This is a genomic window from Flavobacterium sp. CSZ, assembly GCF_015350725.1.
In the GTDB taxonomy this organism is placed as follows: domain Bacteria; phylum Bacteroidota; class Bacteroidia; order Flavobacteriales; family Flavobacteriaceae; genus Flavobacterium.
The window spans coordinates 86,798-111,516 of record NZ_JADKPQ010000023.1 but is presented as its reverse complement, the minus strand read 5'-3'; the positions used below and the strand labels follow the sequence as shown (position 1 = coordinate 111,516).

Annotated in this window: 16 protein-coding genes and 1 pseudogene; 14 read left to right on the top strand and 3 right to left on the bottom strand. The window is 34.2% G+C overall.

All coding sequences use genetic code 11. From position 1 onward, the window contains the following. The first annotated feature begins 5 nt into the window (after positions 1-5). The 8 genes and pseudogenes from IRZ78_RS22320 to IRZ78_RS26360 all read left to right on the top strand — a co-directional run bounded on the left by IRZ78_RS22320 (position 6) and on the right by IRZ78_RS26360 (position 6,382). Entirely contained in the window at positions 6-1,151 is a 1,146-nt protein-coding gene (locus IRZ78_RS22320) for a hypothetical protein (protein ID WP_194619046.1), read from the top strand. Positions 1,152-1,153: 2 nt separating this feature from the next. After that, a complete protein-coding gene (locus tag IRZ78_RS22315; protein WP_194619044.1) occupies positions 1,154-2,185 on the top strand; it encodes a serine protease in 1,032 nt (343 codons plus the stop codon). Positions 2,186-2,189: 4 nt separating this feature from the next. After that, positions 2,190-3,116: a DNA/RNA non-specific endonuclease gene (locus IRZ78_RS22310; RefSeq protein ID WP_194619042.1), complete on the top strand. Its 927-nt coding sequence runs from the start codon at positions 2,190-2,192 to the stop codon at positions 3,114-3,116. 95 nt (positions 3,117-3,211) lie between these two features. Further along, positions 3,212-3,799 carry a hypothetical protein gene (locus IRZ78_RS22305; protein WP_194619040.1) on the top strand — a complete coding sequence of 196 codons (588 nt, stop codon included), beginning with the start codon at positions 3,212-3,214 and terminating at the stop codon, positions 3,797-3,799. After that, on the top strand, positions 3,783-4,475 hold the full coding sequence (locus tag IRZ78_RS22300) for a hypothetical protein (RefSeq protein WP_194619038.1): 693 nt from the start codon (positions 3,783-3,785) through the stop codon (positions 4,473-4,475). Before IRZ78_RS22305 ends, IRZ78_RS22300 begins: the two co-directional genes overlap by 17 nt. A gap of 254 nt (positions 4,476-4,729) precedes the next feature. Next, positions 4,730-5,305, top strand: a complete 576-nt coding sequence (locus IRZ78_RS22295; protein WP_194619036.1) for a Crp/Fnr family transcriptional regulator — start codon at positions 4,730-4,732, stop codon at positions 5,303-5,305. Positions 5,306-5,368: 63 nt separating this feature from the next. After that, positions 5,369-5,578 carry an NmrA family NAD(P)-binding protein gene (locus IRZ78_RS26365; protein ID WP_255474333.1) on the top strand — a complete coding sequence of 70 codons (210 nt, stop codon included), beginning with the start codon at positions 5,369-5,371 and terminating at the stop codon, positions 5,576-5,578. Further along, a pseudogene (locus IRZ78_RS26360) lies at positions 5,514-6,382 on the top strand (NAD-dependent epimerase/dehydratase family protein). The gene IRZ78_RS26365 and the pseudogene IRZ78_RS26360 overlap by 65 nt, the downstream one beginning before the upstream one ends. 37 nt (positions 6,383-6,419) lie before the next feature. On the opposite strand, the gene IRZ78_RS22285 reads toward IRZ78_RS26360, so the two are convergent. Beyond that, positions 6,420-10,478 (bottom strand): two-component regulator propeller domain-containing protein, encoded by a 4,059-nt coding sequence (locus IRZ78_RS22285; RefSeq protein WP_194619033.1) that lies wholly within the window; start codon positions 10,476-10,478, stop codon positions 6,420-6,422. 1,209 nt (positions 10,479-11,687) lie between these two features. On the opposite strand from IRZ78_RS22285, the gene IRZ78_RS22280 reads away from it, so the two are divergent. The 6 genes from IRZ78_RS22280 (at position 11,688) to IRZ78_RS22255 (ending at position 22,308) form a co-directional block, all read left to right on the top strand. After that, positions 11,688-14,630, top strand: a complete 2,943-nt coding sequence (locus IRZ78_RS22280; protein WP_194619031.1) for a SusC/RagA family TonB-linked outer membrane protein — start codon at positions 11,688-11,690, stop codon at positions 14,628-14,630. A gap of 10 nt (positions 14,631-14,640) precedes the next feature. Then, the gene (locus IRZ78_RS22275) at positions 14,641-16,248 is read left to right on the top strand and encodes a RagB/SusD family nutrient uptake outer membrane protein (protein WP_194619022.1); all 1,608 of its coding nucleotides are present in this window, start codon (positions 14,641-14,643) and stop codon (positions 16,246-16,248) included. 31 nt (positions 16,249-16,279) lie between these two features. Next, positions 16,280-17,347: a SusE domain-containing protein gene (locus tag IRZ78_RS22270; protein ID WP_194619010.1), complete on the top strand. Its 1,068-nt coding sequence runs from the start codon at positions 16,280-16,282 to the stop codon at positions 17,345-17,347. Between the two features lie 97 nt (positions 17,348-17,444). Further along, positions 17,445-18,542 carry a glycosyl hydrolase 53 family protein gene (locus IRZ78_RS22265; protein WP_194619008.1) on the top strand — a complete coding sequence of 366 codons (1,098 nt, stop codon included), beginning with the start codon at positions 17,445-17,447 and terminating at the stop codon, positions 18,540-18,542. A gap of 75 nt (positions 18,543-18,617) precedes the next feature. Next, complete coding sequence (locus tag IRZ78_RS22260; RefSeq protein ID WP_228520568.1) at positions 18,618-19,577, top strand: glycosyl hydrolase 53 family protein; 960 nt, start codon at positions 18,618-18,620, stop codon at positions 19,575-19,577. 295 nt (positions 19,578-19,872) lie between these two features. Further along, positions 19,873-22,308: a DUF4982 domain-containing protein gene (locus IRZ78_RS22255; RefSeq protein ID WP_194619006.1), complete on the top strand. Its 2,436-nt coding sequence runs from the start codon at positions 19,873-19,875 to the stop codon at positions 22,306-22,308. Positions 22,309-22,407: 99 nt separating this feature from the next. Here the strand turns inward: IRZ78_RS22255 and IRZ78_RS22250 are convergent, their stop codons facing one another. Beyond that, a complete protein-coding gene (locus IRZ78_RS22250) occupies positions 22,408-23,577 on the bottom strand; it encodes an iron-containing alcohol dehydrogenase (protein WP_194619004.1) in 1,170 nt (389 codons plus the stop codon). Positions 23,578-23,647: 70 nt separating this feature from the next. Next, positions 23,648-24,526: a helix-turn-helix transcriptional regulator gene (locus IRZ78_RS22245; protein ID WP_194619002.1), complete on the bottom strand. Its 879-nt coding sequence runs from the start codon at positions 24,524-24,526 to the stop codon at positions 23,648-23,650. Between the last annotated feature and the right edge of the window lie 193 nt (positions 24,527-24,719).

Below are 24,719 nucleotides of genomic sequence, written 5' to 3'. Positions count from 1 at the left end.
TAGTCATGAGTCTACAAGAATTATATAAAGGAGCTAAAATTATTGAAACAATTGAAAATTATTCTTTTGCTCAAGAAACAATTAGTCAAAGTGTGGTAGCTGATGCCAATACTACGTATTGGTTTTATACTGATAAAGAATTTTGGAAGAGTATTATTGCTGAGCCAACAAAATATTGGGGGCAAAAAATTAATTTATACAATTTTGTTGTTTCAGATTGGATTGCTCGTGTTCCAGGGCTATATTGGTCAAGCTCATCTGAATTAGTTCGACAACAAGGACAAGAAGAAATTGCAATGCAAAGCGAGCAATGGCTTGAGTTTTATCCTCCCGGAAAATCAAAAAAGGTTATGGGTGGGGTAGGGACTTTGTTACTTCCGCCGACGGACGATGGCAAAACATTAATGTCTATAAGTGCTGGATGTAATGCTTCTGTGGGCATTCCTATTTTATTTTTCCCAGAAGTAATTGATATGCTAAAAATTAAACAGGGAGACTGTGTGGTAATAAGAGAAGCGAAGTGGCAGCCAATGGATACACATTGGGCATCAAAATTTGCATCAACCAAAGATATACCAAGAGGGTATTTGCTAATTGATTCTATTGATAAAATTCAAGTATTTAAAAAAGATTGTCCTATTGAATATCACCCTTTTTCTTTAATGGAGTATGAACATCAAGATAGTCTTTTTTACGATTTTGTCTATGTTACGGCTGATAGTAAGGTTTTAGATGTTGATTCAAAAATTCAAAGTTTCTTTGAAAATTACGCAAAAAAAGATGAACGTTTCGGAGAATATCTATTAAACCCAAATCTTGTTAAACCAATTTTTGAATCACGTTATTTTTGTCCACTAGAGTTAACTCATGCTTCAGAAAAAGCAAAGCTTAATTTACTTTACGAAAGAATTAGAGGAGCACACTTTAAAGGGTTATCTGTTGAACAGTTAATCATAAAGCTACCACAATTTTACCAATCCAGTATGTCTATCAGAACATTAGCAAAGAATATTGGCCTGAATGTTTCCTTATTCGTTGAAGATTCAGCCGTATCAATGTCTTCTCAGCTAATAAACAATTGTATTGAAAAAACAATGATTGAAAGTCTTATTGACAGAGTTGCAATGGATTATCCACAAATTTTTAAATAATTATGGCTTGGACAAAAAAACTCACACAATTAAACGATGTGTTAAGCGACCTAATCCCCAATAAGGATAATATACCAAAATATGTAAAAGCATCAGGGTTAAAACAACAGTTCATTGATACTAGTGGTAACGCAATGGACGTTTGGAGTAATGTTCTTAGTGAGGCAGATAAGAACAGTAAGGTAAGTGAATTAGTGAAATCCGTTTTAGATACATATCCAGGAAACCAATTTCTAAAATCGGCATTAATTTCTAAAGAAATTGATTTTTCGGAAAGCCCTGACATTGATGAATCCTCTGATTGGAAGGATGTTTCCAATGAGACATTAGAAGTACTAACAATGGATCGAAGTACCTTACTACCCGTTAATTTTTTGGCTAAAGGGGTACAGAAAAGTAAATCAGTTGGAAAAGTTGAGATTAAAATTGGTAATAATAGATATAATGTTGGTACTGGTTTTTTGTTCAAAGTAAAAGATATTGAAGATGTCTTTTTTATTACTAATTATCATGTAATCAATAATCAAAAAGACATAGAAAAAACAAGGGTAATATTTGATTATGAACTCGATATTAATGGGAATACTATTCCTTCTAGGAGTTTTATGATTGATGGCAATGGACCTTGGTACTGTTCAGCAGTAAAAGACTGTGATGCAACCATTTTTAAATTAAGTGATGATAATAATACATTAGCAGAATATGGTTTTATTGAGTTAAAAGAGATTGAAATTTTAATAAATGATTTTGTTAATATTATTCAACATCCGAAGGGAGAGATGAAACAAATTTCATTGTATCATAATATTGTAACTCATACGAACGAAAGAATTGTTCAATACCTTACGGACACACTTAAAGGCTCTTCAGGATCTCCGGTCTTTAATTCTGAATGGGAAGTGGTTGCCTTACATCATAGCGGAGGTGGAAGTAAATCTGATGAACCGGGTCTTAAGGAGGGAATAAAAATAAGAAATGAAGGAATTTTTATAAATAAAATAATTCAATTTTTAAAAGATAATCATAAAAACTAACTAGATGAAAAGCAAAATGTTATTTAAAGGATACGATGATGAGTTTATTTTGAACAAAAAAGTTCTTTTACCAAAACTAAATCAAGAGCAATCTAGAGATTTAGTGATTGGTGAAGATGGTAATAATATAATAAAATACATCAATTATAGTTTGCAATTATCGTTGTCTCATAAATTTCCCTTTTATACAGCAACTAATATTGATGGTTTAAAATTTAAAAAAGTTCCTAGAAAAGACAATTGGCGTAAAGACAATAGGATAGTAAAAGATTTGCAATGGGGAACAGAACTTTATAGCTCTGCTAGAAGTAATTTTGATAGAGGACACATGACTAAAAGAGAGGATGTTCAATGGGGAGAAACCATTGGAATCGCATTAAATGCAGCAGATTCAACATTTTACTATACAAATGCAGTTCCTCAACATAAGGATTTAAATAGGGATATTTGGAGAAGTTTAGAAGATTATATCCTTCATACTGAAACTAAACGAAATCTGTTGCGAATCTGTGTTTTTACAGGTCCAGTTCTATCAAATTCCAATCCATATTTTGTAACACCCATAAATAACATTCAGATACAAATTCCGTCATTATTTTGGAAAGTAGTTGTGTTTGAGAAAGAAGATGGAAAGCTTTATAGAGTAGGATTTATGATGAGTCAAAACAAACTTTTATTAAAAGATAATATTATTGAGCAGTTAGAATCTGATGATCAAATTTTTATGCAATTTGATGATTCAGATACTTATCAAGTAAATGTATCACTCATTGAAGAATTATCGGGTTTAGAAATACCAAAAGCAATTGATTCATACACTGATAATAGAACTACTAAATTGGTTTTAAATGAAATTGATATTGATCCTGATTTAGAAAGTGATTCAATCGAATATGAATTAGGTTTTAGTATTGAAAATATTTTATTGTAGTTTATTTCATAACTCTAAGACTAATTTGAAATTACAAGTTGGTTGATTAAATATTTAGAAAATACTTATCTAAGAAATATTAATTATTTAAAATAATGAAATTTAAAATAAAAAAAATAATCGCTATTCTGGTGACGGTAGTTTTACTGTGTTATATTGCAGTCGTTTTTTTAATTGAAATGAAATCTGATTTACCACTTCAATGCAAGATAAATGTAGTTGCAGGATCGCAAATAAATGGTTATGTTGAACTTGAGTTTATAAATGATAATTCGTTTCCTATAACCATTTATAATAACAAGATTTATGCAATTATGGTTAATAGATCTACAAATATTTTGAATGAAGAAGATAAGCTAAAAGCCTCAATAGACACTGTGTATTTAAAACGTGGAATAAATTATAACAGCGATAAATTTATAATTGAATCTAACAGTTCAAAAACTTTTAGGATTGTAGGATCGAAAAATTTGAATTTTTTAAATTGTAAACTTTTATATTATGATTTTTTAAAGTTATCGACTATAAATATTTTTAATTTATTTAATGATAAAAAAATTAATGAAACTACAAAGGAAAATCAAATTGGTAAATTATCGATTGTACCGCAATATTCGCCTTGGAATGAGGAATTTAGAGAAGAAGAAATTAAAATGGAAATTAATAATGATGGACTGGATTAAAAACAGTTCAGAATTGAAACAAAGTAAAATTTCTATCTTCATTGCTTTTCTTTCTTTAGTGATAGCTGTTTACAGTATTTTTAGTGGAATTGATTCTGATAAATTTCAGAATCAATTTAATAATAAATTGCTTGACAGACTTGATACATTAACTACTACAACTAGAAGTTTGACGAATGTATTTGCCTCTAGCATGTCTTCTTATATCCAGCTTAAGAATTATAACATTACTTCAATAAATTCTAAAGACGGTGGTCATAGGGAAATAAGTCCAGTTTTGACCATATCTAATATTGGAAAGTCAGAAGCACAAGACGTAACAATAACCGTGACTTACTATTTTAACTGTTTTAAAAATAAATCATTTATTTATAAATTCGATTCAATTCCCTTTGTTAAAGTAAATACGTATTATGCAAACCATCGCTGGGATGTAACAAAAATTAAAATACCAAATAGTCAGAATAAAATTATTTCTAAGATTTTAATTAAATGGTATGATACCAGACTAAAAAAAAATGATTCAATAGTTGAGTTAGATCGGTTCCAAATATTTGATAATAATAAAATATTTGCAATCGGGCTTAGTTCTGAACAAACACAAAGAGCAGAAAAAATTTTTAATTCAAATCGTAATAGCTCTATCTATCATGGTATGCTTGAAAGATATTTTTAAATGACATCACAATATATCCTCCAAAGAGTCGGCTAAAAGTTTAAGATGTTCCAATAAAAGGTTCGTATTCGCTCCTTCTGCGTTCACGGAAAATACCACTCAAGTCGAGTGGTATTTTTGTTTTATATTTTATTGGTTTTAAGCGCGTAGCTCAGTTGGATACGGCTAGAGTTCGGAAAATTGATAAATGAACTGAAACAATAGTTTAGCCGAATTGAGCATAACTCAAAAAAATAATTCTCTAACTTTGGCAAATGCACTTACCACTATTAAAACTTATTTCTAAAGATATAATACTTTCTGAAAAAGAGAAGGAATTGTTCGAACAGTATTTTGAGCCTGTATTTTTTTTGAAAAATTGTATTCTTGAAGAAGAAGGGAAAATTCCTAAACACTTGTATTTTGTTGTATCCGGATTTTTGCGACTTTTTCACTACAATAGCAAAGGCAATGAAGTTACGACAAACATCAATTGTCCAACTGGATTTATTACATCGTATATACATTTTATTAACCAAACAAAGTCTGACGAAAATCTGGAGAGTGTTACAGATTGTGAGTTGCTTAGAATTACCAAAGCCAATTTGGATTTATTGATAGGGCAAAGTATGGTTTTTAAAGACTTCAGCATTTCTGTTTTTCAGCAATCACTTTTTTATCATGAAAACCGTTCAAAAGAAATGGCAATTCTAACGGCAGAAGAACGATACCGTAAATTAATGAAAAACTACCCTGACATTTTGCACAATGTTCCCTTGCATTATATCGCTTCGTTTTTGGGAATGAATCCTAAAAGTTTAAGCAGAATCCGCAAAGAAATGATTAGGTAACATTTGTGAGGTAGTTTTGAAAAAGCGATTCTCAATTTTGTGTCATCATTAAAAAATAAAAATATGACACAGAAAAATTTAGCATTGGTCACAGGAGCAAACGGACATTTGGGAAATAACTTAGTGAGATTGCTGATTGAAAAAGGTATTCCTGTTAGAGCTTCGGTTCGTAATATCAAAAATAAAGAGCCTTTTGCCGGATTGAATTGTGAAGTGGTGCAAGGCAGATATTACCGACAAACAGTCACTGATAAATGCATTGCAAGGGGTTGAGGTTTTTTATGCAGTGGGAGCAGCATTTAAACTTTGGGCAAAAGATCCGAAAAAAGAAATCTATGATATAAATCTTGAAGGGGCAAAAAACACGATAGAAGCCGCAGTTGCTGCTGGTGTAAAGCGAATTGTTTATGTGAGTTCTATGGCATCGACAGATTTTCGAAACTTCCCATAAAGGAAAGTAATGGCTATAATCCTGACCGCAGGGACATGTACTTCAATTCTAAAAATGATGGGGAGAAATTAGCTTTCCAATTAGCAAAAAAATATAATATTGAGCTAGTTGCTGTTTTACCTTCAGCAATGATTAATAGTAAAGCCTTTGCCTCTTTGAGTGTTTCTTATAACATCATTAACCTGATTTTGAGAAAGCAAATTCCTATTGAAACCAAGATCACTTTGAATTGGATTGACGTAAAGGATGTTGCTGAAGGCTGCTACCTGGCGGCAACAAAAGGTAAAAATGGGGAACGATATATTTTGGCAAACGAAAAATGTATGTCAATCAAAGATACAACCAAAATTGCACAGGAACTTTTTCCCGAACTGCAAATAAAGCTGCCAATAACAGTTCCTAAAGCAGTATTGTTTGTGGCTGCCTGGTTTATGGAAGTAGGGAGCAAACTAAGTGGCAAAGCGCCTTTACTTACTACAAAAGACATTGCAATATTTTCAGGTTTACAACAAGACTTTGACATTTCTAAAGCAAGATCAGAATTGGGTTTTAATCCTAAAAACTCTGTACAAGTTGTAAAAGAAGCAATGCATTACTTACAAGGTAACAAAGCGCTTTTTAATTAACTAAAAAGCGCTTAAATTAATGCTTCTTAATTCTAAATTATGTAATATCTCTTTTCTGAATAATATTCAATTCCTTATTAAATGAATTTCTATATTTTTTGATATATTCTGAAGGTTTCATGCCAAACAATTTCACGAACTGTTGACGGAAATAGCGCTGATCTTCTATACCAACCTGAGGGCCAACCTGCGCGATATTAATATTTTCAGTAAGCATAATTACTGCGGCTCTGCGGATTCTGATCGATCGGATAAAAACATTTACGGTTTGTCCCGAAATTGCTTTAATCTTTTTGTAAAGACTTGAATGGCTCATGCCCATTGCTGCAGAGAAGCTTTTTAGATTAAATTCGCTGTTTTCAAGATTGGCTTCGACAATTTCAATGCATTTATCCAGAAATTCTTTGTACTCGAGAGGAACTTTATTTATATTTTCACGAAGTGTTATGCTGTCCAGGAAATACTTGCGCAATTGTCCTCTGTTTCGAAGAACAGAATCAACTCTGGCCAGAAGTATATCGCTGTCAAAAGGTTTGGTAACATAATCATCTGCACCTTCGGTAATACTTTGCAAATGAATGTCATTGCTGGTTGTGGCCGTAAGAAGTATCACCGGAATATGGCTCAAATCATCATTTTGTTTGATTTTTTTGCATAAATCCAAACCATTCATGCCTTCCATAGAAATATCGCTTAGTACAATATCGGGCATGTGTTTTTCGACCAGTTTCAGTCCTTCGATTCCATTTGCTGCCGAATAAACAATATAGTTTTTGGTAAAAAGCTGTACCAGATAATGATTCATTTCGGGATTGTCTTCAACAATAAGCAATACCTTTTTTGTACTGATTAATTCGTTCTGTATATTCTCAGGATTTGGTAGATTTGATGTGTTTTGACTATCTGCCGGCATTCCTTCAAGAAGTTCGCCTACAAGAGGTGACATTTGCGGATGCATCTCATTAATACTCATTTCTGCAAAATGACTTTTTCCTTTTGGAAGGCTAATAGTGAACGAAGTACCTTTTCCGACTTCACTTGTACATTTTATTTCGCCATGATGTTTAGTGACAAAATATTTGGCCACATAAAGACCTATTCCAAAACCATTGCTGGCTTTTGACTGAATTTGCTTGAATTTTTCAAAAATAGTATCAATATCATTCTCATTAATTCCGCTGCCGGTGTCTGATATAATAATAGAAACATCAGCGTTTTTTTCGATTATCTCGATAATTATTGATCCGTTATTGGGGGTAAATTTGAAAGCATTGGAGATTAAATTGAAAAGCGTAATTTCTAATTTTTCATAATCGCCATATATTTCAATAGGTGTTTTTTCTTCAATAAACTGGTAATTTAAATTTTTAACGGCTGCCATTTGTGTGAAGCTGTCGTAGATTTCGCGACACAAACTGTTTAAATCAATCTTAGAAATTTTGAGTTCATCAAGATCTGTTTCCGCTTTTCTAAACAATAATAACTGATCTGTGAGACTCAGTAATCTTTTAGCATTTTTATAGGCAAGATTTAGGTCAAGATCATCTTCAGAACGGTTTTTTCTCTCAATGGTACTTTTTAGCGGATTTATAATTAAAGATAGGGGAGTGCGCAATTCATGAGCCATATAGGTAAACATAGAAAACTGTTTTTCGGCATGTTCCTTGTCTTTTTTATGCTCCATACGGGCCAGTTTTATTTCGTAGCGAAGTCTTTCCTTGTTTTTATGATAACCTACGTAGGCATAAATTGCAGCGGCAGCAGCGATTAGATAAAAAGTATAAGCCCACCATGTCCTGTACCATGGCGGAAGGATCTTTACCGTCGCGAGTGTTACTTCATTGGTCCAATTTCCAAAAACATCAGTTGTTTTTACTTTAAAAACATAGGTTCCTTCAGTCAGTCTGGAGTAATTTGCCCTGTTATTATTAGAGGTATAATTCCAGTTTTTGTCCCATCCTTGCAGAAAGTAAGCGGTATTAATTTTTTCGGAATTGACATAATCAAGATAAACAAAATCAAAACTCAATGCCGATTTTTCATAAGGAAGTTCGGCAGCGCTTATCATTTCGAGTTTTTTCTCTGTGATATAAGGACTGTCCAATTTTAGAGACTGATTGTTTACCAGCAAATCATTCAATAAAAATTTACCCGCATTTTTTTTGTCCTTGATATTGTCAGGATCAAAAACATTGAACCCGTTTATACCGCCAAAAATAAATTCTCCTGTCGAAAGTTTCTTGCCTGCATTCCAGCTAAATTGATTGCCTTGAAGTCCATCAGTAACTCCAAAATTTCTAAAAGTATTATTCTTCGGATTCAATCTTGAGATTCCATGATACGTGCTCATCCATAAATTCCCCTTTTTGTCTTCTAAAAGTCGAAGTATGGTATTGCTCGCAAGACCGTTTTGTGTCGTATAATTTTTGAAAGTGCCTGTTTTTCGGTTGAATAAAAGCAGGCCGCCTTCAACAGTACCAATCCAAAGATTTTTGTTTTGATCTTCAGTTATGCATCTAATAGTATAATCTGAATGATAGTTTTTTACTTTTTTTGTTTTGGGCTCTATTTCAAAAAAAGAATTGAAGGTTCCGCCCCAGATTTTTCCGTCTTTGGTTTCGTACAGACAAGTAACGTCTCGTAAAGTTGTGCTATAGCAGATGAATTTGTTTTGTTTTTTATCAAATTGATATAATGCTCCGCCATTAGTTACGGCAAGCCACAACGTTTTTTTTGAATCTATAAAAAGCAGCCATGATTCCTGTTCTGCTTTTTTAGTGAATTGATTGTAAATGGAGAAATTCTGGATGGCTTTTGATTTGGGATCAATACGGCAGACTCCGCCTTTCCACATCGCCACCCAGATCGCATTATCAGAATCCCTGACGATGCTGGTAACAAAATTGCTCTGAATTTTTCTGCCCGCAGCTGCTGTTGTCGAGTAAACGTCGTAAGTGTTTTGTTTTCTGTTCCAGTATCTCATTCCAGCGCCATCAGTACCAATCCAGATGTTTTTCTTTTCATCTTCGCAGAAAGAAAGCATGAAGTTTGCGGCAGGATCTTCGTCTTCTTTATTGGTCAGCGGATCTTTGCTTTTAAAATGATTAAAATAAAGCGGTTTTTTTCCCATCATACTTACGCCACCACGCAGGGTTCCGAACCACATTTCGCCGTTTTTGCTTTCGAAGATATCATACAGCGATTTACTGTTAAGCAATGAAACCGGACCGCTGGCACGATATAAAACAGGAGTATTCTGATTTTTTGTGAGGGTGTAAAGACCAGCTCCGTCAGTGGCAATCCAGAGTCTGTTTTCTTGCTGATAAAAATCGCGAACCACAGTTTTTTCCAGAAAGTAATTTTTAGAATAGGTATTCACATTGTCATTATATAGGTAAGCACCTTCGTCTGATCCAATCCAGAGACCTTCGTTTGTGAGTTTAATGCAATTTGCGCCTGTAATGGAGTTGTTTAAAAGTGTTAGTTTTTTTGTTTTAATGTCATATTGACAAAGACCGGTTCCGGTTATAAAAACATAGAAGATTTGTTTTTTTGCATTGTAAGATATTGATCTTGCGATATAATTTAACTTTCCGTTGAAAGGTATTGCGGTTCCAATTTTCTCCCCTTCTTTATAAAGTACAATCGCCTCTTTGGTAGCGACCAGAATAATATGCAAAGAATGAACGGCAATTATTTCGTAGGCGGTAACATTTAAAGGTTTAATTTTTTTGTTGGTATCATAATATTTCAACGGACTAAAAGAAGATCGTTCGGCATTAAAAACCACTGGTCCTGCCGTTGTTCCTACCCATAAATTATTTTCAAAATCACCTTCGATACAGCTAATAGCATTTCCCTGAATAGAATTTGGATCAGTGTGAATATGGCGGTAAATTTTAAAATCATTTCCGTCATATCTGTTCAGTCCATCAAAAGTTCCAAACCACATATAACCATTTTGATCCTGATATATAGAGGCAACAGAGTTGTTAGAAAGTCCTGATGAAATATCAAGATGTCTTATCGGGTAATTCTGTCCCGATGCAGGTAGGTGCAGGAGACTAATAACAAGAAAGAACATTAACTTATTCATAGAATTTTTTTTAAAAAGCTTACTGCTCTTTGATATACGAAAAATAAAGGGATGTAATCAGAACGCGGGATCAATTTTTTATATGAAATATTTAAAATCTGATACTTTGCGAAATTAACACAATTATTATCTAATGTATAAAAAACACTACTGGTTTTTTTAGATCAACAATAAGCTGTGGGCTGTGCATAAAAATTAAACATATAGAAACATAGATTTTGTGATTGGGAAAAAAGGTAAATCAAAAAGAAACTTGTTTCTCAATCATAGTCCCAAAGCACAACGTCATTAGCTTAAGGGGAAATCTATAAAATTACGACAGTTAATCAAGAAAGTATTTAGAAAAATCCGTTTTTATGAGCATTTTCGCTTTAGCGAATCAATGAAATCAGCGTATAATTTTGACGCGGATAAAACAGATTTATTTTGTAAAAACGCCGATAAAAACGGATTTTATTTGCAATAATTTTATTTTGTTAAAGCTTAACTTAACGACATTTCCCGAAGTATTGAGATGTATTAATGCAAGTAAAACGCCTTTTTTTGAGTTCAATAATTCTATGTTTCTATGTGTTAAGAATAATTGCCAAGATGGATTATTGATAGTTTCTGATTTCGTTGTTTTTTGAATTTTCTTAGTTAGAAATTAATATTCGAGACTTTTTAAAATTGTTTTTTTTGAGAATAAGCCCATTAAAAAAACACAAACTATTTGATTGTTAAATCGATTATTATAGAGGTTGATTATTCAGATTATCATTTTTTTTGAAAGAAAAAATTGAAGAATATGTTTTTATGAAGTGTTGTATGTACACTTTTACGAAATTGTCCCCTTTTATAAATGATTTTTCCCCTGCCTTAATAACTTCCTGTATCCTTAATTTGCAATGTGAGTTGACAGCTACAACGTTTGAGTAATACTACTTTATTTTTTCGATCAGAGTAAGTCAATAAAACCAAACTAACCAATTATCTAACCAAAAACAATTTAAAGATGACCAACACTTCAATTAAAATCTACAGAGAAAGATCTTTTATTATTGTAAAAAGAAGAGCGTAAGCTTATTTTAAAAAAGCAGGTTATACTCTTAAGAAACGATTTCTATACAAAGAATTATTAAAAAAATAAGCCTTGTTTCTTTACAGGTTATTTATCCCTGCAATCATTTTGTAACCAACACTAACTTAAACCAACCCAATTAAAAAAGTATGAAAAGAATTAAAAACAAATTTTTACTTTTATTACTCTTACTTCCTTTTTGTGTTTTTGCTCAGAACACCATTAGCGGAGTTGTCATGGAAAAGGGGGCCAAGCAGCCCATCCCGGGAGTAAACATAAAAGTAGTAGGGACAAACATTAGTACCTCTACTGATTTTGACGGAAAATTTCAATTATCCGGAGTAAAAGCAGATAGTCAAATTACATTTTCTTATACCGGTTATACCACTCAGACTATTTCGGTTGCCGGACAGAAAAACATAACGGTAAATCTGGAAGAAGATAATAATCAACTAAAAGAAGTAGTGGTTCAGGTAGGTTACGGAAGCGTGAAAAAGAAAGACGCTACCGGATCTGTTACTGCACTTACTACGAAAGACTTTAACAAAGGAAATAATATTACAACAGAAAATCTGCTTAGTGGAAGAGTAGCTGGTTTAACCGTAAATTCAACGGGTGCTCCAGGTTCTAGTTCACAAATCAGAATTCGAGGAGGAAGTTCGCTTTTTGCCAGTAATGATCCTCTTATTGTAATTGACGGATTACCGCTTGACAATGCTACTAATACAGGGTCTTCTTCCTTTTTGGCATCATTAAATCCAGCGACTGTTGAATCTATTACGGTTTTAAAAGATGCATCGGCTTCTGCAATTTACGGTTCTCGTGCTTCAAATGGTGTTATTATTATTACTACCAAAAAAGGAAGCAAAACATTATCTGTAGATTATAATGTACAATATGCTGCGGGCACGCTAACTAAAACAGTTGATGTTTTTAGTGCAGATGAATTTAGAAGTGTTATCGCAGACAGAAGAAGCGATGATCTAAATAAATTAGGAACTGCAAATACAGATTGGCAAAAAGCAATTTACAGAAACACAGGAACTATAGATCAGAGTTTAGCCGTTAGAGGAAGTTTATTCAACATCATTCCAACAAGTTTAACTTTGGGAAATACAGATCAGCAAGGATTGCGTTTGACCAATGATTTTAAAAGAAATACAGTTGGTTTAGTAATGAATCCTACATTCCTTGACAATCATTTAAAACTAAGACTTTCTGCGAATTATACCAACGAAAAAAACAGATTTACAGATGCTGTTGAAGGAGCCGCTATTGGTTTTGACCCAACTCAGCCTATAAAAGTTGAGGGTGCGCCTTACGGAGGATATTTTGAATATACTACCGGAATTGATTCCAACGGAAATTATCCTTTAGTTTCAACTGCAGCAAGAAATCCAGTTTCGCAATTGTTGAATACCAATGACAGAGGAACGAATGACAGAATTTTTGGAAATTTTGAAATTGATTATAAATTTCATTTTTTACCTGCGTTAAGAGCTGTTGTAAATGTGGGTTATGACGAATCGAATGGAGAAAGAAGAAGATTGGTTGGTGCTGATGCAGGTTCTGCGCCATCAAATAACAACATTCCGTATGGTACAAATGAATATACAGAAGCGACCAGAAAGAATAAATTATTAGATACTTATTTGGTGTATAACAAAACATTCAACTCACTGGTTTTTGAAATGACGGGTGGTTATTCGTATCAAAAATTTCAAAGCTCAAAATTTGAAACCGGTAATATTCTAAATCCGGATTTGCCATCTACATTTCCTGAAACTACTCTGGACACAGATGTTGTTTTATTAGGATTCTTTGCCAGAACAAATTTAAATTTCAGAGATAAATATTTACTAACACTGTCTTACAGAAGAGATGGTTCTTCAAGATTTGAAGAAGCGAATCGTTGGGGGAATTTTCCATCTGTAGCCTTTGCATGGAAAATCAAAGAAGATTTCTTTAAAGAAAGCACGGTATTGTCTGATTTAAAATTAAGATTAAGTTATGGTATAACAGGGCAACAGGATATTCCTGAGCCAAACGGATACCTGCAAAAATACCAGCTTGGTGGCGGAAACTCTGAATACTATTTTGGTTCGAGTCCGGTTCCGGTGGCACTTCCTTCAAAAAGGACAAATAATTTAAAATGGGAAGAAACTACTTCGTATAACTCAGGTCTTGATTTTGGTTTTTTAGACAATCGTTTAACTGCCGGACTTGATGTGTATTACAAAGAATCTAAAGATTTATTAGTAAACGCCGCAATATCTGATGGTAGTAATTTCTCTAACCGTGTGTATCAAAACGTAGGAAGCTTTACCACAAAAGGGGTCGAATTTACGATCAATGCAAATGCTATCAAAACAGAGAATTTTAACTGGAATATGAATTTTAATATTGCCAAATTCGAAAGAAGAATCAAGAATCTGGTAAACGGAAGCGATATCTTTTTAGGAGACAATATTGCAGGAACAGGAACTCCGGGCCAAATTTTCAGAGAAGGATATACGCCGTATTCTTTCTACGTATACAAGCAATTATACAATAATGAAGGAAAACCAATCGAAGGAGGTTTTGCAGATTTAAATGGCGATAATGTCAGAAATGATGCTGATAAATACATTTATAATAATCCGGATCCAGATTTTACTTTAGGATTTGCATCTAATATGAATTATAAAAAATTCGATTTTTCATTCAATTTAAGAGCCAGTATTGGTAATAGGATTTTTAATGCAGTAGACGCCAGCAGAGCACAATATGATGCGATGGAAAACGGTGGTGTTTTAAGTAATATTCCGTCTCAGATAAGAGAAACTAATTTTCAGACTACTTCAAATGTAGTACTGTCAGATCTTTATATCGAGAATGCGTCTTTCTTAAAAATGGACAATATTACGTTAGGATACACGCTGAATAACTGGCTAAACAGCAAAGCATCTTTAAGATTTTCAACCGGAGTTCAAAACGTTTTTGTAATTACAAAATACAGTGGTTTAGATCCTGAAATTACTAATAATGGTGTAGACAAAACGATTTATCCAAGACAGCGATCTATCTTGTTTGGTCTTAATCTTAAATTTTAATAACGAAACGATGAAAAAATATATTTTAATAACAATTTTAGCATTGACTACCCTTTTTCAGTCTTGTACTGATGATTTAAATGTAGTCTCAGAAGATGACGATGTTCTTTCTTCAGATGTATTATTTGCTACACCTGCAGGATATAAACAAGCATTTGCCGGAGTGTACGGAAATCTAACTTTAACAGGAGTACTTGGCCCTGATAACTCTTCGCTTGAAGGTGTAGATGCAGGAACAAGCCAGTTTACAAGATGTTTATTATACATGCAGGAATTAACAACAGACGAATTGGTTTGGAGTTATGAAAATGATGGAGGAACAGCAGAATTACAACGTAATATCTGGACAGCGGCAAATCCGGTTATTTTAGGAATGTTTAGCAGAACGATGGTTTCAGTTTCTTATGCCAACGAGTTTTTACGTCAGAGTACCCCCGAAAAATTAAGTTCAAGAGGTATTACTAATGCTACAACATTAGCAGATATTGCACTTTGGCGTAAAGAAGTTCGTGTTTTACGAGCGTATGCGTATTACAATATGATGGATTTATTTGGAAAAGCACCAATGTATACTGAAAACGATCCCGTAAATTTTACCGGACCTGAGTTTGACAGAAAGCAATTATTTGATTTTATCGAAAATGAATTAAAAGCAGTTTTACCAGATCTAAAAGCAGCCAGAACAAATGAATACGGAAGATTAGATCAGTCTATGGCGCGCATGATTTTGGCTAAAATGTATTTGAATGCTCAGGTTTACATTCAGGCCAATCGTTTTGATGATTGTATTATAATGTGTAACGAAATTATTGCAGGCGGTTATACTTTGAAACCAAAATACCTGGACAACTTTAAAGCAGATAACAATACCTCTGAAGAAATCATTTTCGGAATCCAGTCAGATGGAGCGGTTTCTCAAAACTGGGGAGCAACAACTGTTTTAACAAACGGACAAATTGGTGCCTGGGAAAATAATGGTGCTGATTTTGGAATTGGCGGATGGACAGGAGCACTTAGAATCAGAAAAGAATTTGCTCAGAAATTTGATGGTACCAAGTTCAGTCAGGATACCAGAAATACCGTAGGAAAAGGAGTTCAGGGTGATCCGGCAAAACAAAGATCTATTGATATTGATGATATTGGCGTAAAAACACAAGGCTATATTTTATCTAAATTTTCGAATAAAACTTCGACGGGAGTTAGTGGTATAAGCTCTACTTATGCTGATACTGATTTTCCATTATTCAGATTAGCCGATGTGTATTTAATGTATGCAGAAGCGACTTTAAGAGGCGGAAACGGGACAAGTGCTCAGTCATTAACTTATGTAAATGCTTTAAGAGAAAGAGCCAATAGTGGTTCGACTGTTGGAAACATTACTTTAAGTGACTTAACGCTTGATTTTCTTATTGATGAAAGAGCTCGCGAGTTACACTGGGAGGCACACCGAAGACAAGATTTAATTCGTTTTGGAAAATATACCGGAGGATCTTACAATTGGGCATGGAAAGGAAATTCTTCAAAAGGAGTTTCTATTCCTTCTTACATGAGCGTTTTTCCTATTCCGGAAGGTTCATTGGGAGCCAATAGAAATTTGACTCAAAACGCGGGTTACTAAAACTTTTTTTTAAACATAAACGATACGAAAAATGAAACACATATATAAAATTTTTATAGCTATTGCCTTAATTACAGGACTTTGGTCTTGTGAAAATGAAACGGATTTAATGATCTTAGAGCCTCAGGAAGCTGCTTTTTCAATCATTACACCTGAAAATGGTTCTTCGACTATTTTAAATAAAGATACACCCAACAATACCGCCCTGACTTTAACCTGGGAAAAAGTAAGTTACGGAACACCAACAATTGTTACCTATACTGTACAGTTTGCAGCCAGTAATACAGAGTTTGCAGCTCCGGTCGATATTACGACTTCTACTTCTACTCACGCCGCTATTTCGGTGGCAGAGCTTAATGCAAAAGCACTTGAACTTGGTCTTACGGCTGATGTTGAAGGAACAATCGATGTTAGAATTAAATCTACGGTAGGAACAACGCTTTCTGAGCCAAAACTTTCTACACCAATTACCATTGCACTGACTCCTTACAGAGGTGTATTCCCTAAAATCGATTTGTTTTTAGTAGGACCTGGTACTGCTGCAGGATGGAGCGTAACGAGCAACAATATGCCAATTTACAGAGATACAAAGGAAAATGCAAAGTTCTATTATACTGGATTTTTTAATAAAGATGGTTTTAAATTAATAGAGCAAATAGGTTTCTGGGCTCCGGCTTACGGAACAAATGGTGCCAAAGTACAATACAGAGCAACAGAAAGCGATACTGATCCGGGAGTTTTCCCAACGACAGCTTCAGGTTATTATAGTTTTGAAGTTAATCTTGAAGAACTAACATACAAAATCACACCTTACACAGGGCCAATGACCACTTATGCAACAATGACTTTGTCTGGATCTGTATTAACAGGTGATGATACCGGATGGGATACAGATGTTGCCTTGGTTGCATCAACGTTCGATGCGCATATCTGGAAAGTTACTCAAACCTTAAAAGCCGGAAAAATGAAATTCAAAGCTAATGGCAAATGGGATGTAAGCTGGGGAGATAATGGCGGAGACATTATTGTTGAGGCAGGAAAATATGAAATCTGGTTCAATGACTTAGATGGTCGTTATGTGTTTATACCAACTCCATAATTGAATTAAAAAATAAGAGAAGCCTCAATCTTATTTTGAGGCTTCCTCTTTACATTAAAGGAAACTTATTTTTAAATTTAAAATTTCACTAATTATCATGAAAAATTATATAAAAATTCTTGGGTTACTGGCTATAACTGCACTTCAGTTTTCGTGCTCGAGTAATGATGCTGCGGATACAGAACCGGTGAACCCACCAGATGCAACTGATACTTTTATCAGAGCATCAGATGTTTCTTTTCTTCCTCAAATGGAATCTTTGGGAACTAAATTTTACAGCAACGGCAAAGCCGAAGCAATGCTTACCACACTAAAAAATGCTGGCTGTAATACCGTGAGAATTCGTTTATGGAAAAATCCTGTAAACGGTCGTTCGGGTTTAAACGAAGTAAAACAATTAGCTCAGAAAGCAAGACAAGCTGGATTAAGAGTCTGGCTTACCGTTCACTATTCTGACAATTGGGCTGATCCAGGCATTCAAACCACTCCGGAAGAATGGAAAAATCTAAATTTTGCAGATTTAAAAACGGCCGTTATCAATTATACATCAACCATAATGACAGAAATCAATCCTGATATTATTCAGATAGGTAATGAAATCAATAGTGGGTTATTATGGCCGCAAGGAAATCTAATCAGTAACGAGCAACAATGTATAGCGCTATTAACTGCAGCGAGCGCAACAGTTCGCAGTAAAGCGCCCAACACAAAAATAATGATTCATTATGCGGGTGTAGATGGCGGTGCTACAGATTGGTTTTTTACTAAAATGAAAAGTATCGATTACGATTATATCGGATTATCTTATTATCCGGTTTGGCACGGTAAAGACTTAACAGTAGTAAAAAATACCATTGATGCTGTAGGAAAAAAAATCAGTAAAAAAGTCCTTATTGCAGAAACCGCATATCCTTTTACTTTATTACATAATGACCAGACGAATAATATTGTAGGAACAAACGATCAGCTAGTACCTGGATATCCGGCAACTCCGGCGGGACAAAGAACTTTTGTGATGGATATTAAAAACATAGTAAAGACATCCGAATTTGGACAAGGATTTGCATATTGGGGAGGCGAATGGGTTGCTTTTAAAGGACCACAATCGACAAGCGGTTCTACATTCGAAAATCAGGCTTTGTATAGTTTTGATAATAATGCCTTGTCAGTAATGCAAGCTTTCAGTAAAGAATAAAACATGAAAAAATCACTTAAAATTGTATCTTTTTTAATGCTAATGGGCCTTGCGTTTACTTCGTGTAAACCAAAAATGATTAGCGAAAAAAACTCCTTTTCAAATGGGGCAGATGTAGGCTGGCTGCCACAAATGGAAGCAACAGGCTATAAATTTTATGATGCAGACGGTTCTCAAAAAGACTGTCTGCAATTATTAAAAGACCGTGGAATAAATACTATTCGTTTACGTGTTTGGGTAAATCCAAATGATGATAAAGCAAGCGGGCACTGCAGTCCCGAAGAAACGGTTGTTATGGCTGTTCGCGCACAAAAAATGGGAATGCGTATCATGATCGATTTTCATTACAGCGATTCGTGGGCAGATCCCGGCAAACAAAATAAGCCTGCAGCATGGGTAAAACATTCTTTTCCGGAATTGTTAACCGATGTGTATCAGCATACTTATGATGTTTTGAAAATGCTAAAAAAAGCAGGAGTAACTCCGGAATGGGTTCAGGTTGGAAACGAAATTCCAGGCGGTATGCTTTGGCCGGAAGGCAGTACAGACAACTTTAGTCAATTGGCACAATTGCTTGATAAAGGATATGAAGCTACAAAAGGCATCGACCCAAAAATTAAAGTAATTGTTCATTTGGACGAAGGAAATAAAAGCGAAAAATTCAGATGGTTTTTTGACAAAGCGACTGAAAATAAGGTGAAATATGATGTAATTGGTTTATCGTATTATCCGTATTGGATCAAAACCGATTATCAAAGTACTATTTTAGATTTAGAAAATAATCTAAAAGATATGGCAACCCGCTATAATAAAGAAGTAATGGTGGTTGAAGTTGGTGGTGATTTTGAACAAGTACAAAATACCAAAGAAATGCTTGAAGCAACTATAAAGGCAGTAAAAAGTGTACCTAATAATAAAGGTTTAGGCGTGATTTATTGGGAACCACAAGGCGAAAAGAGCTGGAGCGGTTATCAATTGAATGCCTGGCTTTCTGAGGGAAAACCGTCACCGGCATTGGATGCTTTCAAAAATTAAATAAAAAATTAAATTTACTATTAAGAAACTAAGGTAAACCATTGGGTGTAATTATTTTTAACACATAGAAACATAGCATTACTGAACTCAAAAAAAGGTGTTTCACTTGCATTAACACATCCCGATAGCTATCGGGACTATGTGTGAGAAACGAGTTTTTTTTGATTTACTTTTTTCAAAATCAGAAAATCTATGTTTCTATGTGTTTAATTAAATTTTTGTCCATTTCATTCAACGGATTAAGATTTAAGCCAAATGCTCTTACTATTTTAATGGTAAAAAAATAAAAAATAAAATGAAATTAATTTTTAGATCAATACTATCGTTTTTTCTTCTGATTTTTTCGTCTGGAAAAATGATGTCACAATCTACTACTGTTTTAAAAGACAACTGGCGCTTTTCTAAAGACGTAAAAGGAGATGCTTTTTCTGTAGGTTTTAATGCTTCGAAATGGGAAAAAGTCAGCATTCCGCACGATTGGGCGATTTACGGACCTTTTGATAAAGAATGGGACAAACAAGTTTCGGCAATTGAGCAAAATGGAGAAAAAGTGCCTACCGAAAAAACGGGCCGTACCGGAGCATTGCCGCATATTGGTACAGGCTGGTATCGTAATACATTTTCTATTCCGGAATTTAAAAAAGGAAAAAAAGCACTTCTTATTTTCGAAGGCGCTATGAGTGAACCTCAGGTTTATTTAAACGGAAAAAAGGTAGGAGAATGGGGTTACGGCTATAGCTATTTTTATATTGACATTAGCAAAGATCTTATTCCGGGAGCAGAAAACCTGCTGGCAGTAAAATTGACCAATGAACCATTTTCGTCAAGATGGTATCCCGGAGCCGGTTTATACAGAAAAGTGAGTATCGTGGTAAAAGAGCAGGAAAGTTTTACGCAATGGGGAACTTTTATTACCACTCCTGACATCAATGAAAATACCGCTGTTGTGGATCTTAAAGCAGAAGTTAATGGCGATAATCTGTCAATGCTAACGCAAATAAAAGATGCAGATAATAATGTAGTAGTGACACAGAAAGTGACAGAAATGAAAGACGGAAAATTTCATCAAAGTATTGCTGTTGCCAAACCTCATTTATGGAGCCCTGAAACGCCTTATTTGTATACCGCGATTACTAAATTATACGCAGCTGACGGAACTTTAAAAGACGAACAAAGTATAAAATTTGGTATCAGATCGATTAAATACGAACCGCATATTGGCTTTAGTCTTAACGGAAAAGTAACAAAATTTAAAGGGGTTTGTCTTCATCATGACCTTGGACCTCTTGGTGTTGCAGTAAATAAAGCGGCGCTTAGAAGACAGCTTACGATTCTGAAAGATATGGGCTGTAACGCCATTAGAAGTTCTCATAATATGCCGTCTTTTGAACAGCTTGAATTGGCTGACGAAATGGGATTTATGTTTCTGGCTGAAAGTTTTGATGAATGGGCAAAGCCAAAGGTAAAAAACGGATATCATCGTTTTTTTGAAGAATATGCAGAGAAAGATATTGTAAATCTGGTAAGAGCCACACGAAATCATCCTTGTATTGTAATGTGGAGTTCAGGAAATGAAGTTCCGGATCAATATGGAGCCGAAGGTTTAACAAGAGCTAAGTTTTTACAGGATGTTTTTCATAGAGAAGATCCTACGCGCCCGGTAACGGTGGGAATGGATCAGGTAAAACAAACTATGGAATCCGGTTTTGGGGCTTTATTAGATGTACCTGGTTTGAATTACAGAGTGCATCTTTATGAAGAAGCGTACAAATCATTTCCGCAAGGATTTATTTTGGGTTCAGAAACAGCTTCAACAGTGAGTTCAAGAGGAATTTATAAATTTCCTGTTGTGCAGCAAAAAGAGAAGCAATACAATGATCTTCAATCTTCATCTTATGATCTTGAAGCTTGCAGTTGGTCGAATGTTCCTGATGAAGATTTTGTATTGCAGGATGATAAACCTTGGGTTATAGGCGAATTTGTCTGGACAGGTTTTGATTATTTAGGAGAGCCAACGCCTTATGATGAAAAATGGCCATCAAGAAGTTCTTATTTCGGTATTTCAGATTTAGCAGGACTTCCTAAAGACCGTTTTTATTTGTACAGAAGCAGATGGAATAAGCAGGATAAAACGCTTCATATATTGCCACATTGGAACTGGAAAGGAAGAGAAGGCGAGATTACTCCTGTTTTTGTTTACACGAACTATGACAGCGCAGAGCTTTTTGTAAATGGAAAAAGTATGGGAATCCAGAAGAAAAACAATTCAACTCCGCAAAACCGTTATCGTTTGATGTGGAATGATGTGAAATATGAACCTGGAACGGTAAAAGTGGTAGCATTTGATTCGAATGGTAAAATAGCTGCCGAAAGCGAGGTTAAAACAGCCACAGATGCCTATAAAATTGTTCTCGAAGCAGATCGCGAAACTATTAAGGCTGACGGAGAAGATATTTCTTTTGTAACGGTTTCAGTAGTGGATAAAAACGGAATTCCTTGTCCTACAGCAATCAATGAACTCAACTTTAAAGTAACGGGCGCTGCAACTTACAGAGCTGCTTGTAATGGCGATGCCACATCATTAGAAATATTTCATGAAAATAAAATGAAGCTTTTCAGCGGAAAACTCGTCGTTTTGGTTAAAGCAGTCAAAACTGCTGGAGCAATACAATTGGAAGTAACAGGTAAAGGACTTCAGAAGGGGAAGATAAATTTAAAGTCTGAACTTTAGTAATTACAATATTGCAATAACATTAAAAAGTTTGCAGAGATTAAGTTAGTTAGTTAAAAAGCCACTCTAAAATTGAGTGGCTTTTTGTTTTTGTTAAAACTAGTTTGTAACTACCGCATCATTAGCATAAACAACACCTTCGTAGCAAGCATTATAAATGTCTTTCAAATCTTCCAGGTTTGTTACTCTTGGATTAAAACCGGTACATGGATCAATTAATGCATTATTGGCAATATAGTCCAGGTTTTTTGCCCAGTCTTCTTTTGAAATTCCAAATTCTTTTAGAGAAGAAATATTGTTGACTCTTTTTCTTAATCCTTCAATAGACTGTGCCAGTTCTTCAGCAGTTTCAAGTCCAATTACTTTTGCCAGTGATGGAAATTTAGTAGTAGCCGAATTATTATATCGAATAACGTTAGGTAAGAAGATCGCATTTGCACATCCGTGCGGAATACCATATAAAGCACCTACCTGATGAGACAACGAGTGAACAATTCCTAACCATGCATTATTAAAAGCTAAACCTCCCATAAATGAAGCATCGTGCATATTTTGACGTGCAGTAATATTTGAAGGATTTTTTACAGCTTCTTCCAGATTATCAAAAACAATTTCTAATCCGCCTTTTGCTAAAACATCAGCAAAATTATCATCAATATTAGAAACATAGGCTTCAACACAATGTGTTAACGCATCTAAACCTGTATTTGATGTTACATGAGCTGGCATCGAGGCACAAATTTCTCCATCGATTATGGCAATATCCGGAGTTAATTCATATGAAACAATTGGATATTTTACTCCTTTTTCACGATCTGTGATTACCGCCAAACCTGTTGTTTCAGTTCCTGTTCCGCTAGTAGACGGAATGGCTATAAATCTGGCTTTGTTTCTAAGTACCGGTACGCTAAACGGTTTAATAAGTGAATCAAATTCGATATTTGGGTGTTCGTAAAAAATCCACATTGTTTTAGCAGCATCAATTGCAGAACATCCACCAATACCTACGATCCAGTCCGGCTGAAACTCACGCATAGCTTCCGCACCTTTAAAACTGGTTGCTGATGACGGATCTTCTTCGACACCATCAAATACAAAAGTTGCTATTCCTGCTTCGTTCAAAAATGCCAAAGCTTTATCCAGCGTTCCGCTTTTTTTCATCGAACTTCCGCCAGTTACGATAAAAGCTTTTTTACCTTTTATATTTTTTAATTCTTCAAGACTTCCGGGACCATGGAAAACTTCTCCTGCAACAAATAGTTTGCTCATCTTTAAATAGTATTTAATTATTGATGCAAAGTTAAATGCGAGGGCAGGGCAGTATGTTATACAAACAAGACTATGCGGTATAAATTTGCGCCAATTCCTGCTGAAGTTCGGTAGGTGTTTCTTTGAGTTTTGCCCGTACAAATTTATTAAGTGCTGACGGAGAACTAAATCCCAGCTCAAAAGCAATTTCTTTGTGTGAGAGATCAGAAAACAATAATTGACGTTTGATTTCTGTCAGGATCCTATTATGAATCGCATTTATTGCAGTTTCACCACAATGCTTTTTGGTTATTTCATTGAGTTTTTTAGGACTAATAGAAAGTTGTGACGCGTAGTATTGCACTGTGCGTTCACTTTTATATTGTTGATTTAATAATTTTTTAAAACCAATATAAATATGCTGATTTGTTTTTTGATGTAATACAGGATGTTGACCATGTACAGATTCTATAAGTCCCAATAAAAACACTTTGATGTAAAAGCGGGCTTGTTCTTTTTTGACAAGGCTTGGTTTATTGTAAATATTCTGAATGTTTTTTACAAGGGCAATTGCTTCTTCGAATTCCTGATTGGGAAGTGCTGTACAATTAAGATTGGCAGAAAGATTTACGTTATAAGGACTTAACTCGTTTTTTAATATATCGGAACAAAATAGTACTTCTTCAAATAAAATTATTTTACCGGTTAAGTCATCGCTAAAATTAGATAAAAAGCAAATTTGTTCCGGAAAGATAATAGAAATTTTCCCTGTTTTGAGAAAATGAATTTTGTCTTCGATCTGTATTTCAACTTTTCCTTTTGCTACAACGATAATAAAAAAGTGATCATTTTTGTGCGGTTGCTGATAGCTTTTTAAATGTTCCTTTTCTAAATCAAAAACACGAAATGATAAATTTTTATCTTCTGTTTTTTGAAGATTTTTTTTAAGCTCGGACCTTTTTATGTTCATTAGATATATTTCTAATACCAAACAGCTTTTTTAAGTTGTGTGATATTGACTGGATTTTGTTATTGAGATATTTTATTTAGGGAAACTAAAACGAATAATAATTTTGCAAATTTAAACAATAGTGCAATATTATTATTATTATTATTATTATTATTATTCGTTAGTTCGCTATTTTAAATACTTGTATAAAAAA